This window comes from Hyphomonas sp., assembly GCF_046313975.1.
Lineage (GTDB): Bacteria > Pseudomonadota > Alphaproteobacteria > Caulobacterales > Hyphomonadaceae > Hyphomonas.
The window spans coordinates 1-15,256 of the sequence record NZ_JBKBXB010000038.1 but is presented as its reverse complement, the minus strand read 5'-3'; the positions used below and the strand labels follow the sequence as shown (position 1 = coordinate 15,256).

The window sequence follows — 15,256 nt, the reverse complement described above, 5'->3', positions numbered from 1 at the left end:
TCCTAGGCCAGACTCTGGCTTGAGCGTCAAGGCGCTTGGCGTGCGCTATCATTCCAGATACTCCAAAACTGTCATGACCGAGCTCGAACCGGCCGCCGAACGCCTTGATGCCGCCCTGAAGCGCCTGGAAACCGCGCTTGAGGCACATCTCGTGCGTGTCGGAAACCCCGCCGCCCTGCGCGCCGAAATCGCCGCCCTCGTGGCAGACCGGGCGAGGCTTGCCGAGCAGCTCGACCACTCCCTGACGCGCGAAAAGGAATTGCAGTCACTCGCCGATGAGGCGAGTGTCGCCCTTGGAGCGGCCATCGAGGAAGTGCGCGCCGCCCTCGGAAAAGAGGACTGACCCCGTGGCCAAGGCCGACATCACGCTCCGCGGGCGCAGCTTCTCCATCGCCTGCGCGCCGGGCCAGGAAATGCGCGTCCAGCGCCTCGGCGAGCAGCTGGACGACCGCGTCACCCAGATCGCGAGCGCGGTCGGCGATATCGGCGAGGAACGCCTGCTCCTGATCACCGCCCTTGCCCTGCTGGACGAACTCGACAGCGCAAGGCGCGGCGTCTCCGCCCGCCCGGAAACCGATGCCCGCGCCATCGAGCTGCTTGTCCAGGTGGCCGCCAAGGTCGAAGCCCTCGCAGACCGGCTCGAGAATGAAGGCTGACGCCCCGCCCCGCCGCGACCCCATGCAGCAGCGCCGCCCCAGCTCCGGCGCGCTAGAACAGCCCGGAACAGGATCTGAAAGGCCCGCCCCATGCAGTCGCTCCTGACTATCGGTTTCTACATTGCCCTCGCCGGCGTCGCTGTCGTGCTTTTCCTTGGCCTCGCCAACCTTGTCCGGAAGGATGACAAGCAGGTCAGCCGCTCGAACCAGCTGATGCGCATGCGCGTCATCCTGCAGGCGATTGCCATCGCCTTCCTCGTCCTGATCGGCATCGTCGCAGGCGCCATCAAGTTCGGCGGGTGACGCGATGGTCCGGATCGACAAGATCTACACCCGCACCGGCGACAAGGGCCAGACCCGCCTCTCGACCGGCGAGCAGGTCGACAAATGGCATCCCCGCGTCACCGCCTATGGCACGGTCGACGAGTTGAACGCCGCCCTCGGCGTTGCCGCCCTCGACGCCTCCGGCGAGTTGCTCACGCAGATCCGCCGCATCCAGAACGACCTGTTCGATCTCGGCGCCGACCTTGCCACGCCCGACCGCGGCCGCGTGCTCGAATGGACGCCGCTCCGCATCATCGAAACGCAGGTCACGCGCCTTGAAGAAGAAATCGACGCGATGAACGCGGTGATCCCGCCGCTCGACAGTTTCATCCTGCCCGGCGGCTCGCGCCTCGCCGCCCAGCTTCACGTCGCGCGCACGCTCTGCCGCCGCGCCGAACGCGAGATGGCCCACCTCGCCTCACTGAAGGACGAACCCGTCGGCGCCCCTGCCCTCGCCTTCATCAACCGCCTGTCCGACTGGCTCTTCGTCGCCGGCCGCGCCGCCAACAATAACGGCGCCGACGATATCAAATGGGTGCCCGGCGCGAACCGCTGATCCGGAAACACTCTTTCCTTATGCCGAATCCGGACGATATGAATCCGGCATGCCGGGATTGAAAACACAGATTGTGGTCGTGGGGGGCGGGGCCGGCGGGTTACAACTCGCGGCCCGGCTCGGCGCGCGCTATGGGCGCGAGAAGTTCGACATCATCCTCCTCGAGCGCAACCGGACGCACATCTGGAAGCCCCTGCTGCACGAGGTGGCGGCCGGTTCGCTGGACGCAAACCTTGATGAGGTTGGCTACGGCGCGCACGCCCACCGCTGGGGCTACCGGTACTTCCAGGGCGCCCTCAAGGGCATCGACCGGGAAAACCGGCAGGTCATCGTTGCGCCCCTGCTGGATGTGGATGGCTCCGAACTGATGGGCGAGCACCGTATCCGCTATGATTATCTCGTCCTGGCCCTCGGCTCGGTCTCGAATGATTTCGGCGTTGAGGGCGTGAAGGACAACTGCCTGTCGCTGGAAAGTCGCCGCGACGCGGACTCCTTCCGCCAACGCCTCCTCAACCAGTGCCTGCGCTGCTCGCGGCGCCTCAGCCTCAATCCGGATGCGGATGAATATGTCCGCGTCGCCATCGTTGGCGGCGGGGCAACCGGCGTGGAACTCGCCGCCGAACTCTACAATTCCGCCTCGGCGCTGCGCTATTACGGCCTCGAAGTCTTTGACGAAAAGCGCCTGAAGGTCAGCCTGCTCGAAGCAGGCCCGCGCATCCTTCCTGCCCTTCCCGAGACCCTGGCCAAGGCTGCGCACGGCGAACTTGAATCACTCGGCGTCGAGGTGGTCACCGGCGCGCAGGTCTCGTGCGTCACCCCCGACGCCATCGAGACTCGGGATGGAAAGGTCTTCCCCGCCGATCTCAAGGTCTGGGCTGCCGGCGTGAAGGCCCCCGATTTCCTGAAGGACATCGCAGGGCTCGAGACCAACCGCTCAAACCAGCTGATCGTGAAGGACACGCTCCAGACAACCCGTGACGACCGCATCTTCGCCATCGGCGATTGTGCCTCCTACACTGCGCCCGGCGCCGAGCGGCCTGTCCCGCCCCGCGCCCAGAGCGCGCACCAGATGGCGGGTATCGCGTTTGAAAACATCCGTGCCCTGATCGAGCAGAGGTCGCTCAAACCCTTCAGGTACGAAGACAAGGGCTCGCTGATCTCGATGAGCCGCTATGCCACGGTCGGCACGTTGATGGGCAACCTGGTTGGCGGGCGCATGGCGATCGAAGGCCGCCTCGCCCGCTTCGTCTATATCTCGCTCTACCGCATGCACCTGATGGCAATCCACGGGAACCTGCGCGGCCTCGGCATGATCCTGATGGGCCATGTCAACCAGGTTGTCAGGCCAAAGCTCAAGCTGCACTAGCGCCGGCGCACGGCCCGCACCTCTGCCATCAGCGCAAACAGCTCGATCACCGGCGTCACTTTCCCGTCGCCGCGATATTCCCGGTACAGACTGTCGACATTCACCGCGATCCGCTCCGCATCGCCCCAGCTCGCATAGTCGCCCAGCGCAATGTCGAACGCCGCATCGCGCACGCTGAGCCCCGCATCGAAACGCTTCTTCGCTTCCCGGTCCACATAGGCGAGATAGTCTGCCACACGCTTCACTCCCGCCTTGTCCGTGATCGGACCATGCCCCGGCACGATCACATCCGCGTCCATCGCGATGATTTTCTCGCACGCCCCGATCCAGTTCTTCACTGGCCCGGCCCACATCAGCGGCGTGCCATCGATGAAAAGAATGTCGCCGGTATAGACCGTCCTGTCGCCCGGCACATGTACCAGAACGTCCCCGCCCGTATGCGCCGGACCCACCTCGATCAGGCGCACGTCCTTGTCGCCCACCTTCAGCGCCATCTCGCCGCTGAACGTCTTCGTCGGCAGGCGCTCATCGATATTGTCGAAGTCAAACGGTCCGAAAACATCCGCGAAATAGGCCCCCGCCGGCCCCAGCTGCGCGCCTGCCTTCTTGAACTGAGCCAGCATCGCGGCGGGCACTTCGGCCATCTCCTCCGCGCTCGCCTCGCTCGCAATAATCTCCGCTTGCGGACAACATCCATTGCCATGGCAATGGTCCCCGTTCGCATGCGTGTTGACGATCGTGCCGATCCGCCCTGCCGCGATCCTGGTTGCATCTTCCATCGCGCTTAGCATCTCGCGCGTCAGGTGCATATCGAACAGCGTATCGACCAGCAGGCTCGCTTCGCCGTCGCGGATCAGCCCGGCATTCGACCAGCCCCATCCGCCATCCGGCTGCAGCCAGGCATACAGCCCGTTGCCGATATCCTTCAGCCCCTTGGTATACTCCCAGCGCGCCGCCATGCCTTCCTCCCGTCATTTTACGGAAGCAGATCACGGGCAGTCATGTCCGGCAAGACGCGTCAGAACCGGTCGAGCAGCCGCCGCAGGTATTCGCGCTCTTCCTCGTCCTCGGCCTCGTTATACCGGCGGCGCAGCTCATCGAGAATGTCTTTGGCGCGCTGGCGTTCGGAGGCTTCCGGAATGTTCACGCCTTCGCCGTCATTGCCCGCCCCCATCAGCGGCCGGCCAAGCGGATCGCGGGTGCCCGATTGCTGGCCATCTCGCGCGGCGCGCATCTCGTCGAGCGTTCGGGCGAGGTCGCGCGAGAATTCCGACATCATCTGCGTCGCGCGCTCCTGCTCCAGGATTGCTCGGCTCTCATTGCCGCCGCGCAGCGCCCGTTCCGCGCGCCGCTGCGCCTCACGGATCGCGCCCAGCGCCTCCTCGTTGCCGGCCTCACCAGCACCGGCTTCACCTTCACCTTCGCCCATCCGGCGTGCAAATTCCTCAACCAGTTCGCCCAGCCGCGCCTGCCGCTCCGCCAGCGTGCCGCTGCGGTCAAATCCGCCGCCACCTTGCTGCCCGTCGCGCGGTTCACCATTCGGGCCCGCCCCGCTGCCTTGCTCACCGGCCTGTTCCTGGCCGCGGCCCATGCCGCCGCCTTCCTGCTCTCCGCCCCCGCCCTCTTCAGACGCGGACCCCTCCGGCGACCCGAAGGGCGGCGGCGATCCGCTTTCGCCCGAAGGCTGCTCGCCGCGCTGCTGGGCCAGCGTATCGTCATTCAGCTGGCGCTGCTCGCGCAGCATTTCCGACAGCCGCCGCATTGCATCGGTCAGTTCCTGTTCCTCCGGCGGCAGCTCCGCCTGCTCGCCCTCGCCCTGCTGGCCCGGCATGCCCATGCCGTCCTCGCCGCCATTGCCCTGCTGGAACTCGAGATTCTCCAGCATGTTGGTGATGTCGGAGAGCAGCTGGCGCGCCTGTTCGGTCGCGCCGGTCTCGGTCAGATCCTGCAGCGCATTCAGCATGTCTTCGAAGTCCTGCCCGCCGAGCCCCTGCCCGCCCGCGCGCGCCTGTCCGTCCTCAGCCGGCGGCGGCGCATCGAGGCCGTTCGCCATCGCCTCGGCCATCTTCGCCGCAAGATATTCGTTCGCCGCATCGCGGAAGGCTTCCATCAGCCTGCGGATCTCCTCTTCCGGTGCGCCATCCCTGAGCGCGCGCTCCAGCGCCGCCCGCGCCGCCTCCAGACGCCGCGCCGCATCCGCCGCGCTGCCATATTCCAGCTTCAGCGCCATCGCCCAGAGCAGCTGTTCCACCGCGTCCGCTTCCGGCTTCGTACCGGCCGCAATCAGCGTTTTCTCCGCCATCTTGAAGCCCATATAGACGCTGAGGCTGTCGAAGAAATATTCGCCCTTGTAGGTCAGCGCCTCCAGCATCGCGACCGCCTGGCGCACGCCCTCAGGCGCCGCCTCCAGCCGCCCGGTCGCCTGCAGGTTCAGCGCACCGTCCAACAGCGCGGCGTCATTCTTCGGCAACTCCGCATACGGACGAGGCTCGCGCAGCACCGTCACCCGCACCTCCTGCGCCGCGCGCGCCAGCGGGTCCAGCAGCAGCTTCTCCGGAAGGATATAGGGCACGCTCTCGCTGCGCCCTTCCTGCCCCGCCCCGTCCAGCGCCACCAGTTGCAGGTCCACCGCAAGGCCCGCCCAGGCATGGCGCGTCAGGTCCAGCTCGACAGTCGCCGCCGCTTCCTTGACGCCCGCTGCGCCCGGCATCGGCACGGGCACCCGCGCCTCGGCGTCAGGAGCCGCCGGATGCGGCTCGCGCAGCCGGATGGCAAGCTCGATGGCAGCCACGCCATAATCATCGGAGGCCTTCCAGGCGATCTTCACCCGGTCCTGCGCGCCGGGCGCAGGCAGCCCGTTCCATTCGATCAGCGGCAGGTCGTCCGGCAGGACGGCAAAGCTGTAGCGCGCCCGCTCGCCCCACCAGCGCACACTGATGCGCGTATCGCCGCGCACGATGGCTTTCGCCTCCCACGCGCCGTCCGGCGTTTCGGCAAATTTCGCCTCCCGGTCGCGCGCGCCTTTCATCACCAGCTTCGGTTTCGAGGCGGCCTGTGTACGCAGCGTCACTTCCGAACCCTTCGGTACACGGACATCCTCGCTGCCCGGCTTCAGGAAGATCGGGGCGCGGCCGGTATGCGCCGGGGGCGTCACCCAGGCCTCGACGATCATCTTGTCGGCGCCGACGAGCGCGCCATAGTCCGGAAACAGCGCCCGCCCGATCCGCCCCGGCCCGTCGGCGCCTGCCAGCACCGCAAACGCGATCACCGCCGCCGGCACCAGCGCGCGCAGCCAGTACGGGTCCAGCGCCCGCCACTCCGCCAACAGGGCCGGCAGGCGCAGCTTGCGCAATTCCTCGATCAGTTTCACCCGGTGCGCACGCCACAGGCTGGAGGCTTCCGCTGCCGGATGCGCCGGCCGGTCGCGCAGCGAGGTCACCGGGCGCAGGTCCGACGGCGCCTCGAGCGCCCAGATCGCATCGTCCTCGGTGGGCGCCTCATAGCGCCGCCGCCCGCGCCAGATCAGCGCCGCCGCCGCCACGAGGAAGACCGGCGTCACCAGCGCCGCCGTGATCTTGTCCAGCCGGTCAAACGCGCCGGACAGGGCCGCAGCGAGGAAGATCAGGACAAGCAGGATGGCCGGCCAATAGGCACGCCCCAGCGCCAGCAGCGTCAGCCGGCGCCTGGTCGCGGCAATCTTCGCCGCGATATGGGTCAGGCCGTCATCGTAAGCCAATCGGGCACTTTCTCCAGTCCCACCATTTCGTCAAAGGTCGGACGCCGGCGCACAATCTCGTAGCGGTCGCCGTCCACCAGGACTTCCGGCACAAGATAGCGGGCATTGTAGCTCGACGAGAGCACCGCGCCATAAGCGCCCGCAGACATGAAGGCCAGCCGGTCGCCGGCCTTCACCTCGGGCATCTCCCGCGCCGTCGCAAACTTGTCCGTAGACTCGCAGATCGGGCCGACCACGTCATAGGTCCGCCGCCCCTGCCCCGCTGCCGGCTCGGCCAGCGGCAAGATATCATGATGCGCGCCGTAAAGCGCCGGGCGGATCAGGTCATTCATGCCCGCATCGACGATCAGGAAGGTCCGGTCGGGCGCCTGTTTCTCGTACAGCGCCGTTGTCAGCATCACCCCGGCATTGCCGGCGATCACGCGGCCGGGCTCGAGGATCAGCTCGAAACCGAGCCCCTTCGTCACGTCCGCGATCATCGCCGCATATGCCGTCGGCGGTGGCGGCGCATCCCCTTCCTTGTACGGAATACCGAGACCGCCCCCGACATCGATACGCCGGATGTCATGTCCCTGCTCGCGCAGGCGCAGGGCAAGGGCCACAACCTTCTCGAACGCGGCCCGCATCGGCACGAGATCGCCGATCTGGCTGCCGATATGCACATCGACACCCACGGCCTCGATACAAGGCAGGCGCGCCGCCTCCGCATACAGCGCCTCGGCCTCGGCCCAGGGCACGCCGAACTTGTCGCCCGCCTTGCCGGTGGAAATGTTCGGATGCCCGCCGGCAGCCACATCGGGGTTTACCCGCAGCGCAATCTTCGCCGTCTTGCCCTTCGCGCTCGCCACCTGCGAAAGCAGCCGCAACTCCGCCGCGCTCTCCACATTGAACTGGTGGATACCCTCCCAGAGGGCATAGTCCATTTCCGCTGCCGTCTTGCCAACGCCGGAGAACACGATCTTCGAGGCCGGAATGCCCGCCCGCCGCGCCCGCACCAGCTCGCCGCCGCTGACCACATCCGCCCCGCAGCCTTCCTGCGCCAGCGTCGCCAGAACCGCGAGGTTGCCATTCGCCTTCACCGAAAACGCGATCAGCACATCCTGCCCGCTGAACGCATCGGCGATCACCCGGGCATGGCGCACCAGCGTCGCGCTCGAATACACATAACACGGCGTGCCGACCGCGCTTGCGATCTCGGCAAGGTCCACCCCTTCGCAGAACAGGCGGCCTCCGGAATAATGAAAGTGATGCATGCTGCGCGCGGCCCTATCCGATATCGCCAAGACCGCCCTCGCCCACCGCTTCGGCGGGCAATGACTGAGGCACTTCTCCGCCCCACCCATTCTGGTCCAGGCCCTCGGCGGGATTCTCCGAGACAGGGGCGGCAACGTCCGCCGGCTCCGCGCCGGCTGCCTCCTCCGCCGTAATCACGGTTTCGCCCGGCGCCGTTGCGCAGCCCGCCAGCGCCAGCGCGCCGGCGGCCACAAGAAGAACCCGCGCGCGCATCAGCTGTCCGGCCCGCCCAGCAGTTCGTCCTCAGCCTCTTCTGCCGGCTGCTGCGACGGCCGGTCCGGCAGGTCCGGCAGGTTCTTGCTCTGCGCGTCCGGCAGGTCGGCAGGGTCAACATTGTTGCCCGTGCCGATCAGCGGCCCCGGCCGTTTCAAGTCGCCCGTCAGGCCGCAGGCCGACAGGCTGCCCATCAGGGCGACAAGGGCGACTGTGCCCAGTATCCGTTTCATGGTCATCCTCACTCCAGTCGAAGTCTCTGGGTCCACTGTGCCACCTGTTCCGCCACCCGAACAGGGCTTGTTCCACCATAAGATGTCCGGGATGAGGCAGAGGCCTCCACCGTCAGCACATTGAAGACATCTGCGGTAATCGCGGCATGCACCGTCTGCATGTCCAACAGCGTCAGGCCGGCGAGATCCACGCCTTTTTCCTCCGCCAGCGCCACGATCCGGCCGGTCACATGATGCGCCTCGCGGAACGGCAGGCCCAGCTCCCGCACCAGCCAGTCGGCAAGGTCCGTCGCCGTCGAAAAGCCCTTCGCCGCCGCCGCGCGCATGGTTTCAGGATGGAAACGGATCGTCCCGATCATGCCGGTCATCGCCCGCACACACAGGTCAAATGTATCGAACGCCTCGAATGTCAGGCGCTTGTCGTCCTGCAAGTCCTTGGCATAGGCCAGTGGCAGCGCCTTCACCGCCCCCTGCAGCGAGGCATAGAGCCCCGTGATCAGCGACGCCTTCGCGCGGATCAGTTCCGCCGCATCCGGGTTGCGTTTCTGCGGCATGATCGAGGAGCCCGTTGACCATTCATCCAGCAGGCGCGCAAACGCGAATTGCGGGCTCGTCCACAGCACGATCTCTTCGGCCAGCCGCGACAGGTGCGTCGCCGCAATCGACAGGCAGGCCAATGCCTCCAGCGCAAAGTCGCGCGAGCCAACCGCGTCCAGCGAATTCGCCATCGGCCGCGCAAAGCCCAGTGCCTCGGCCGTCATGTCCCTGTCGATCGGAAAGCCCGTCCCCGCGAGCGCCGCCGCACCCAGCGGGCATTCGTTGAGGCGTACAGCGCAGTCGAGGATCCGCGTCCGGTCGCGCTCCAGCATTTCCGTATAGGCGAGCAGGTGATGGCCCAGCGTCACCGGCTGCGCGGTCTGCAGGTGGGTGAAGCCCGGCATCACGGTTGCCACATGTTCGCCCGCCCGGCGCACCAGCGCGGCCTGCAACCCGGTCACCAGATGGCTCGTCTCGTCCAGCGCCCGGCGCGTCCACAGGCGGAAGTCCGTCACCACCTGGTCATTGCGCGAGCGCGCCGTGTGCAGCCGCCCGGCCGGTTCGCCGATCAGCTCCTTCAGCCGCGCCTCGACATTCATGTGAATGTCTTCCAGCTCCTTCCGGAACGGGAACGTCCCGGCGCGAAGTTCGCCTGTGACGAGATCGAGACCCTTCTGGATCGCCTCATTATCTTCGGCGCTGAGGATGCCCATTTCGGCCAGCATGTCGGCATGCGCCCGGCTGCCAGCGACGTCTTCCTCTGCCATGCGCCGATCAATATCCAGTGAGGCATTGATCTCGTTCATGATGTCAGACGGTGTTGTGGCAAAACGGCCACCCCACATCGTCTGGCCTTTTCCCTCACTCATTGCCATATCCCTCGAAAATCAGAGCCCGGAGTGCCCGTCCCATGATCCGCTATGCCTTTGCCGGCCTCTTCTTGGTCGCCCTTGCCGGGATTGTCTATGTGCTGATGAGCGCAGCGGGCGGAAAGGCGCCGGATCACACCTTCGAGCGCTATGCCACCGGCACCCTCGCCAAGCTGGATTTCGCCAATGCCGGCAAATCCATCCCCGGCGGCACGTTCGACAATGCCGACGGATCCGAAGCCGGCCTCGAGAGCTTCGCGGGCAAGACGATCCTGGTAAACTACTGGGCCACCTGGTGCGGCCCGTGCGAGCGCGAGATGCCCTCCCTCGGCGCGCTGCAGAAAGCGCGCGGCTCGGACCGGTTCGAAGTCGTCGCTATCAGCATCGATTCCGATGAGGACGTCGACTATGCCAAGCGCCGCCTGACCGAGCTCGGCGCTGCCAACATCGCCTTCCGCCATGCCCCCCTCGATCGCGGCGATATCGTTTACGGCGCCGAAGTCCAGGGCTTCCCGACCACGATTGTCTACGGTCCCGACGGCCTCGAAATCGCCCGCGTCTCCGGCGAAGCCGACTGGGCCGCCGCCGAAGCCGTGCAGTTCATCGACGCCGTCCTCGCCGCTCGTAGCTAGGGCAGCGCCGCCAGCGCCAGCTTCACCCGCGACAGCTGCTCCGCCATCTGCAGTTCCGGCGGCGCTACCGCCGTGCTGACCGGCCCGCCGCGCGGCCACATCAGCACGAGGAAATCGAGCTCCCGGCGCAGGTCGCCATACACCTCCGGGTCTTCGCCGGAGGTCAGGTCGCGCGCCGCCACCGCCAGCCCATACGCGGTCTGGTAGGCTTTCGCGTTCGTGATCGTGCCGGCATCGGCGCCCCGCTCGAACTCCCGCGCCAGCGTCTTCATCAGGAACTCGGTGGTCTCGCCGATGTCTCCGCGCGCGCCCCGGCGCAGGTTCTCCAGCATCCTGGCGGCCGCATCCAGCGCCGCGACGGCCTCGCTGCCCGGCTGGCCGCTGGTGATCCGCTGGGCGACCGCATCAATGGCACCCGGATCATAGCCGAGCGTATCCAGCCCCACCATCAGCGCCGGGTTGCGCGCCCCGTCGATCTCTTCCAGCTGGCCGAGCGCCGCCTCCATTTCGCCCGCCCGGTAGAGCGCGAAGGCGGCCTGCACATGCGCCGTCACCAGCGCGGCCCGCTCCGCAGCCGGCAGCGCGCCGACATCGACCTCGCCGAACAGCGCGATTTCCTGCTCCGCGACCGACGGCGCCCGGTAAGGCTCGCCCCGCGGCGCCTCCCGCTCCCCGCAAGCCGTCAGCACAAGGACAAGTCCGAGACCTGCCGCCGAACCCAGTCTTCGCATCAGAACTCTCCCGGATAGCCTGCCGCAGACGCTATCCCGCGCCGGCGCAATGGCAAGGCTCAGCCGGCCTTGCCCGCGCACCAGTCCGGCTTCTTCTGCCGTCCGTCATAGTCCCAGCTCCTGTGCGTGCCGCCCGCTACCAGCAGGGCTGCGACATCGCTGCCGCCAAGGTCGAGGCGCACCACGCTGCGCCCGTACCGGTCGGTATTGCGCACTTCGGCAACCGTCACAGCCTTGCCGCGCGTCAGTTCCAGCGCCGCTTCCTTCGCCTCGAAGCCGAGCACCCGCTCATGCTCGCACTTCGCCCCGCCGCTCTGCTTTATCGATCCGGTCTCCGGCGCATCGATCCCGTGCAGGCGGAACTTCGTGCCATCCGACAACCGCCCGGAATCGCCATCCGACCAGTAGACGGTCAGCTTCGGCGCCGCAGCATCCGTCGCCGCAGAGGCCGCCGCCGGATGCATCGCAAACCAGGCGCCCGCCGCTGCAATGGTCAGGACAACCCCTGCCCCGGCAAGATAAGTCAGAGGGGAACGAACAGGCATGAAAGGCTCCTTCCGGGTCCGGTGAAAACCACCGGCCCAAGGAGCCCCCGCGAAGTTACTGAAAGATTAAAGCTAGCGGCTCGGCACCGGATGCTCGCCGGAATAATCATAGAAACCCTTGCCGGATTTCTTGCCGAGCCATCCGGCCTCGACGAACTTCACCAGCAGCGGGCATGGCCGGTATTTCGTATCGGCCAGCCCGTCATGCAGCACCTGCATGATCGACAGGCAGGTATCGAGGCCGATGAAATCGGCCAGCTGCAGCGGCCCCATCGGATGGTTCGCGCCGAGCCGCATCGCGGTGTCGATCGACTCAACGTTCCCGACACCTTCATAGAGAGTGTACACCGCCTCATTGATCATCGGCATCAGGATGCGGTTGACGATAAAGGCCGGATAATCTTCCGCATTCGTCGTCGTCTTGCCGATGCGCTTGGCAAACGTGATCGCCGTCTCGTAGGTCTGCTGGTCGGTATTCAGCCCCCGGATCACTTCCACCAGCTTCATCAGCGGCACCGGGTTCATGAAGTGCAGCCCGATGAACCGCTCCGGCCGGTCGGTGACCGAAGCCAGCCGCGTGATCGAGATCGAGGAGGTGTTCGTCGCGAGATACGCATGCACCGGCACGACCTCGCACACGGCGCGGAAAATCTGCTCCTTCAGCTCCCGCTTCTCGGTCGCCGCCTCGATCACCAGGTCCGACGCCTCATGCGCCTTCATCTCCGGCGAAGTACGAATCCGCTTCAGCGCCGCCTTCAGGTCGTCCGGCGTGATCAGCTGGCGCGCCACCTGCCGGGCCATGTTCGCCTCGATGGTCGCGACGCCCTTCTCCAGCGCCGCAGCGGAGATATCCGTCAGCACGACATCATACCCCGCCAGCGCCGAGACATGTGCAATCCCGTTGCCCATCTGCCCCGCGCCAATGACGCCGACTGTCTGGATACCTGCCATAGCGCCCGATCCTCACACGCTGTTGAACGAGCGGCCTTTATAGCCACTTGTGCAGCGCAGCAAAGCGCAGACTTGCAGGCGCCGGAAGGTCCTGAAAAGTCAGGCCCCCGGGCCTATTCCCCGCGCCGGATCTCCGCCGCAAAGCATCCGTGCATAGCATTGTGCGCGTGAATGTACGCCACCTCCGGCCGCGCCAGCGCCGCCTCGATCTTCGCCTTCAGCTCGCCGTTCATCCCCATGTCCGCTCCCACCAGCATGCCGCCCGCATCAAACAGGCGCAGCGCAACCGGCCTGTTCAGGAAAACCGGCGGCAGCTCATCCCGGAACGTGCGCGCCTCTGCCGCCCCTTCCCGCACGAAGATCGCATAAGTCGAGGCATACGGCGTCGCGGCTGCATGGCTCTGATGGTTCAGCAGAAGCAGCGTCTCGCCGGGCTCGGCATCCTCCAGCGTGATCCGGCAGGGATAGCCGGGCCGGGCATCCGCTGTCCGCCGCACGATATTCCGCTCACGGAGCACGTCGTCCGGCAGTCCGAACAGATGCGAGAAATCCTGCGGCGAAAGGCCGGTGATAGTGAATGACATGCGAGGTCTCCTGTGCAGTGGAGCCCCTGTCTCTCACGCCCGCAGTCTCGCCCGCCACCCGATCCTTGCGGCGCAAAAGAAAAAGCCCGCACCATCGGCGCGGGCTTTTCCACAACATCCGAACCCGGATCAGACCGCGCCGGTCAGTTCCGGCACCGCCACGAACAGGTCCGCCACAAGGCCGAAATCCGCGACCTGGAAGATCGGCGCTTCTTCGTCCTTGTTGATGGCGACGATGATCTTGGAATCCTTCATCCCCGCAAGGTGCTGGATTGCGCCCGAGATGCCGACCGCGATGTAAAGCTCCGGCGCGACGATCTTGCCGGTCTGTCCGACCTGATAATCGTTCGGCGCATAGCCTGCATCAACTGCGGCGCGCGAAGCGCCCACTGCCGCGCCGAGCTTGTCGGCGAGCGGGAAGATCACTTCCTGGAATTTCTCCGACGAGCCGAGCGCGCGGCCGCCCGAGACAACGCGCTTGGCGCCTGCCAGTTCCGGGCGGTCCGACTTCACCATCTCTTCCGAGACGAATTCCGATTTGAACGGGCCGGCCGGCGCCGCCACGTCCTCAACCGAAGCCGAGCCGCCTTCCGCCGCTGCCGCGAACGCCGTGCCGCGCACGGTGATCACCTTCTTCGCATCCGCCGATTTCACCGTCATGATCGCGTTGCCCGCATAGATCGGACGCACGAAGGTCGAGGCATCCTCGATGCCAATGATCTCGGAAATCTGCATCACGTCGAGCTTTGCCGCCACGCGCGGCGCGGCGTTCTTGCCCGTCGTGGTGGCCGCAAAAAACACTGCGTCATAGTTCGCCATCAGCGGCACGATCAGCGCTTCCAGCGCTTCGGCGGTCTGCTTGCGCAGCGTCTCGCCTTCGGCTTTCAGAACCTTCCGTACACCGGCAATCTTCGCGGCCGTCGGGGCAACCGCGCCGGCATTCTCGCCCGCGACCAGCACATCGACATCGCCGCCGAATTTCGCCGCCGCGGTGACAACCTTGTGCGTCGCGTCCGACAGCGCGCCGTGATGATGTTCAGCAACAACCAGGACAGCCATCAGATCGCTCCCGCAGCTTTGAGTTTCGAAACGAGGGTGGCAACATCCTCAACCTTGATCCCGCCGCCGCGCGCCGGCGGCTCGGTGACCTTCACGACCGAAAGGCGCGGCGTGATGTCGACGCCGTAATCGGCGGGCGACTTCTCAGCGATCTCTTTCTTCTTCGCTTTCATGATGTTCGGCAGCGAGGCATAGCGCGGCTCGTTGAGGCGCAGGTCCACCGTCACTACGGCCGGCAGGGCGAGCTTCACGGTCTGCAGGCCGCCGTCCACTTCGCGCGTCACTTTCAGCGCGTCGCCATCTTTCTCGACCTTGTAGGCAAAGGTGCCCTGCGGCCAGTCGAGCAGCGCGGCCAGCATCTGGCCCGTCTGGTTGGAATCGTCGTCGATGGCCTGCTTGCCGGTCAGCACGAGGTCCGGCTTCTCGTCCGCCACGACCTTGGCGAGCAGCTTCGCCACCGCCAGTGGCTCGACCATCGCATCAGTCTTGATCAGGATGCCGCGGTCTGCGCCCATCGCGAGGGCCGTGCGCAGCGTTTCCTGTGCCTGTTGCGGCCCGATGGACACGACCACGATCTCGGTCGCGGTGCCCGCCTCTTTCAGACGAACGGCCTCCTCGACGGAGATTTCGTCGAACGGGTTCATCGACATCTTGACGTTGGCGAGATCGACCCCGGTCTGGTCCGGCTTCACGCGGACCTTCACGTTGTAATCAATCACGCGCTTGACGGGCACGAGGACCTTCATGCGGGCGGCTCCCAGGCTGGTTTATGGTTCTTGGAACTCTTGAAGTGCGCCGTCCCTACCTTATGCAGTGCAACATGTGCAAGGCTTGACGCTTACGTCAGGGTCAATTGGGCGCACTTTCTGGAAAGGGCAATCTAATGCTCCCGCCCCCGACCCAATAGAAAGCTGGAATCGGCTGCCACGCCGCGCGACGCCCTCCTCCCCCGTTCACGGGGGAGGTGCCCC

18 protein-coding genes are annotated in these 15,256 nt (G+C 66.2%); 6 read left to right on the top strand and 12 right to left on the bottom strand.

Going from position 1 to position 15,256, the window contains the following annotated elements; all coding sequences use genetic code 11:
* Positions 1–73: 73 nt before the first annotated feature.
* From ACK4TE_RS12645 to ACK4TE_RS12625, 5 genes are all read left to right on the top strand, one after another.
* Positions 74–343 (top strand): DUF4164 family protein, encoded by a 270-nt coding sequence (locus tag ACK4TE_RS12645; protein ID WP_409911885.1) that lies wholly within the window; start codon positions 74–76, stop codon positions 341–343.
* Positions 344–347: 4 nt separating this feature from the next.
* Positions 348–656 carry a cell division protein ZapA gene (locus ACK4TE_RS12640; protein ID WP_409911884.1) on the top strand — a complete coding sequence of 103 codons (309 nt, stop codon included), beginning with the start codon at positions 348–350 and terminating at the stop codon, positions 654–656.
* A gap of 90 nt (positions 657–746) precedes the next feature.
* The gene (locus ACK4TE_RS12635; RefSeq protein WP_409911883.1) at positions 747–959 is read left to right on the top strand and encodes a twin transmembrane helix small protein; all 213 of its coding nucleotides are present in this window, start codon (positions 747–749) and stop codon (positions 957–959) included.
* A gap of 4 nt (positions 960–963) precedes the next feature.
* The gene (locus ACK4TE_RS12630) at positions 964–1,536 is read left to right on the top strand and encodes a cob(I)yrinic acid a,c-diamide adenosyltransferase (protein WP_409911882.1); all 573 of its coding nucleotides are present in this window, start codon (positions 964–966) and stop codon (positions 1,534–1,536) included.
* A gap of 49 nt (positions 1,537–1,585) precedes the next feature.
* Positions 1,586–2,902 (top strand): NAD(P)/FAD-dependent oxidoreductase, encoded by a 1,317-nt coding sequence (locus tag ACK4TE_RS12625; RefSeq protein WP_409911881.1) that lies wholly within the window; start codon positions 1,586–1,588, stop codon positions 2,900–2,902.
* Here the strand turns inward: ACK4TE_RS12625 and ACK4TE_RS12620 are convergent.
* Genes ACK4TE_RS12620 through argH form a run of 6 tightly spaced genes read right to left on the bottom strand, consistent with a single transcriptional unit; the run spans position 2,899 to position 9,783 of the window.
* Positions 2,899–3,861 carry an MBL fold metallo-hydrolase gene (locus ACK4TE_RS12620; protein WP_409911880.1) on the bottom strand — a complete coding sequence of 321 codons (963 nt, stop codon included), beginning with the start codon at positions 3,859–3,861 and terminating at the stop codon, positions 2,899–2,901. The genes ACK4TE_RS12625 and ACK4TE_RS12620 overlap by 4 nt on opposite strands.
* A gap of 59 nt (positions 3,862–3,920) precedes the next feature.
* Positions 3,921–6,638 carry a DUF4175 domain-containing protein gene (locus tag ACK4TE_RS12615; protein WP_409911879.1) on the bottom strand — a complete coding sequence of 906 codons (2,718 nt, stop codon included), beginning with the start codon at positions 6,636–6,638 and terminating at the stop codon, positions 3,921–3,923.
* Positions 6,617–7,891: a diaminopimelate decarboxylase gene (gene lysA / locus ACK4TE_RS12610; protein ID WP_409911878.1), complete on the bottom strand. Its 1,275-nt coding sequence runs from the start codon at positions 7,889–7,891 to the stop codon at positions 6,617–6,619. The genes ACK4TE_RS12615 and lysA overlap by 22 nt, the downstream gene beginning before the upstream one ends.
* A 13-nt stretch (positions 7,892–7,904) precedes the next feature.
* The gene (locus tag ACK4TE_RS12605; RefSeq protein ID WP_409911877.1) at positions 7,905–8,144 is read right to left on the bottom strand and encodes a hypothetical protein; all 240 of its coding nucleotides are present in this window, start codon (positions 8,142–8,144) and stop codon (positions 7,905–7,907) included.
* Positions 8,144–8,377 (bottom strand): LPS translocon maturation chaperone LptM, encoded by a 234-nt coding sequence (lptM, locus tag ACK4TE_RS12600; protein ID WP_409911876.1) that lies wholly within the window; start codon positions 8,375–8,377, stop codon positions 8,144–8,146. Before lptM ends, ACK4TE_RS12605 begins: the two co-directional genes overlap by 1 nt.
* An 8-nt stretch (positions 8,378–8,385) precedes the next feature.
* The gene (argH, locus tag ACK4TE_RS12595; protein WP_409911875.1) at positions 8,386–9,783 is read right to left on the bottom strand and encodes an argininosuccinate lyase; all 1,398 of its coding nucleotides are present in this window, start codon (positions 9,781–9,783) and stop codon (positions 8,386–8,388) included.
* 41 nt (positions 9,784–9,824) lie between these two features.
* Here argH and ACK4TE_RS12590 point away from each other — a divergent pair, with 41 nt between their 5' ends.
* On the top strand, positions 9,825–10,415 hold the full coding sequence (locus tag ACK4TE_RS12590) for a TlpA family protein disulfide reductase (protein WP_409911874.1): 591 nt from the start codon (positions 9,825–9,827) through the stop codon (positions 10,413–10,415).
* Here the strand turns inward: ACK4TE_RS12590 and ACK4TE_RS12585 are convergent.
* From ACK4TE_RS12585 to ACK4TE_RS12560, 6 genes are all read right to left on the bottom strand, one after another.
* Positions 10,412–11,146 carry a hypothetical protein gene (locus ACK4TE_RS12585; protein ID WP_409911873.1) on the bottom strand — a complete coding sequence of 245 codons (735 nt, stop codon included), beginning with the start codon at positions 11,144–11,146 and terminating at the stop codon, positions 10,412–10,414. The two genes, ACK4TE_RS12590 and ACK4TE_RS12585, sit on opposite strands and share 4 nt — an antisense overlap.
* A 59-nt stretch (positions 11,147–11,205) precedes the next feature.
* On the bottom strand, positions 11,206–11,691 hold the full coding sequence (locus ACK4TE_RS12580; protein ID WP_409911872.1) for a thermonuclease family protein: 486 nt from the start codon (positions 11,689–11,691) through the stop codon (positions 11,206–11,208).
* A 72-nt stretch (positions 11,692–11,763) separates the two neighbouring features.
* Positions 11,764–12,642: a 3-hydroxybutyryl-CoA dehydrogenase gene (locus tag ACK4TE_RS12575; RefSeq protein ID WP_409911871.1), complete on the bottom strand. Its 879-nt coding sequence runs from the start codon at positions 12,640–12,642 to the stop codon at positions 11,764–11,766.
* Between the two features lie 113 nt (positions 12,643–12,755).
* Complete coding sequence (locus tag ACK4TE_RS12570; protein WP_409911870.1) at positions 12,756–13,226, bottom strand: DUF1203 domain-containing protein; 471 nt, start codon at positions 13,224–13,226, stop codon at positions 12,756–12,758.
* A gap of 129 nt (positions 13,227–13,355) precedes the next feature.
* Complete coding sequence (locus tag ACK4TE_RS12565) at positions 13,356–14,285, bottom strand: electron transfer flavoprotein subunit alpha/FixB family protein (protein ID WP_409911869.1); 930 nt, start codon at positions 14,283–14,285, stop codon at positions 13,356–13,358.
* Complete coding sequence (locus ACK4TE_RS12560; RefSeq protein ID WP_409911868.1) at positions 14,285–15,031, bottom strand: electron transfer flavoprotein subunit beta/FixA family protein; 747 nt, start codon at positions 15,029–15,031, stop codon at positions 14,285–14,287. The genes ACK4TE_RS12565 and ACK4TE_RS12560 overlap by 1 nt, the downstream gene beginning before the upstream one ends.
* Positions 15,032–15,256 lie beyond the last annotated feature (225 nt).

Bases quoted from the DNA above. Each gene is read 5' to 3' on its own strand.
- ACK4TE_RS12645 (WP_409911885.1), top strand. From the start codon at position 74: ATGACCGAGCTCGAACCGGCCGCCGAACGCCTTGATGCCGCCCTGAAG.
- ACK4TE_RS12635 (WP_409911883.1), top strand. From the start codon at position 747: ATGCAGTCGCTCCTGACTATCGGTTTCTACATTGCCCTCGCCGGCGTC.
- ACK4TE_RS12630 (WP_409911882.1), top strand. From the start codon at position 964: ATGGTCCGGATCGACAAGATCTACACCCGCACCGGCGACAAGGGCCAG.
- ACK4TE_RS12625 (WP_409911881.1), top strand. From the start codon at position 1,586: ATGCCGGGATTGAAAACACAGATTGTGGTCGTGGGGGGCGGGGCCGGC.
- ACK4TE_RS12620 (WP_409911880.1), bottom strand. From the start codon at position 3,861: ATGGCGGCGCGCTGGGAGTATACCAAGGGGCTGAAGGATATCGGCAAC.
- lysA (WP_409911878.1), bottom strand. From the start codon at position 7,891: ATGCATCACTTTCATTATTCCGGAGGCCGCCTGTTCTGCGAAGGGGTG.
- ACK4TE_RS12605 (WP_409911877.1), bottom strand. From the start codon at position 8,144: ATGCGCGCGCGGGTTCTTCTTGTGGCCGCCGGCGCGCTGGCGCTGGCG.
- lptM (WP_409911876.1), bottom strand. From the start codon at position 8,377: ATGAAACGGATACTGGGCACAGTCGCCCTTGTCGCCCTGATGGGCAGC.
- argH (WP_409911875.1), bottom strand. From the start codon at position 9,783: ATGAGTGAGGGAAAAGGCCAGACGATGTGGGGTGGCCGTTTTGCCACA.
- ACK4TE_RS12590 (WP_409911874.1), top strand. From the start codon at position 9,825: ATGATCCGCTATGCCTTTGCCGGCCTCTTCTTGGTCGCCCTTGCCGGG.
- ACK4TE_RS12585 (WP_409911873.1), bottom strand. From the start codon at position 11,146: ATGCGAAGACTGGGTTCGGCGGCAGGTCTCGGACTTGTCCTTGTGCTG.
- ACK4TE_RS12580 (WP_409911872.1), bottom strand. From the start codon at position 11,691: ATGCCTGTTCGTTCCCCTCTGACTTATCTTGCCGGGGCAGGGGTTGTC.
- ACK4TE_RS12575 (WP_409911871.1), bottom strand. From the start codon at position 12,642: ATGGCAGGTATCCAGACAGTCGGCGTCATTGGCGCGGGGCAGATGGGC.
- ACK4TE_RS12570 (WP_409911870.1), bottom strand. From the start codon at position 13,226: ATGTCATTCACTATCACCGGCCTTTCGCCGCAGGATTTCTCGCATCTG.
- ACK4TE_RS12565 (WP_409911869.1), bottom strand. From the start codon at position 14,285: ATGGCTGTCCTGGTTGTTGCTGAACATCATCACGGCGCGCTGTCGGAC.
- ACK4TE_RS12560 (WP_409911868.1), bottom strand. From the start codon at position 15,031: ATGAAGGTCCTCGTGCCCGTCAAGCGCGTGATTGATTACAACGTGAAG.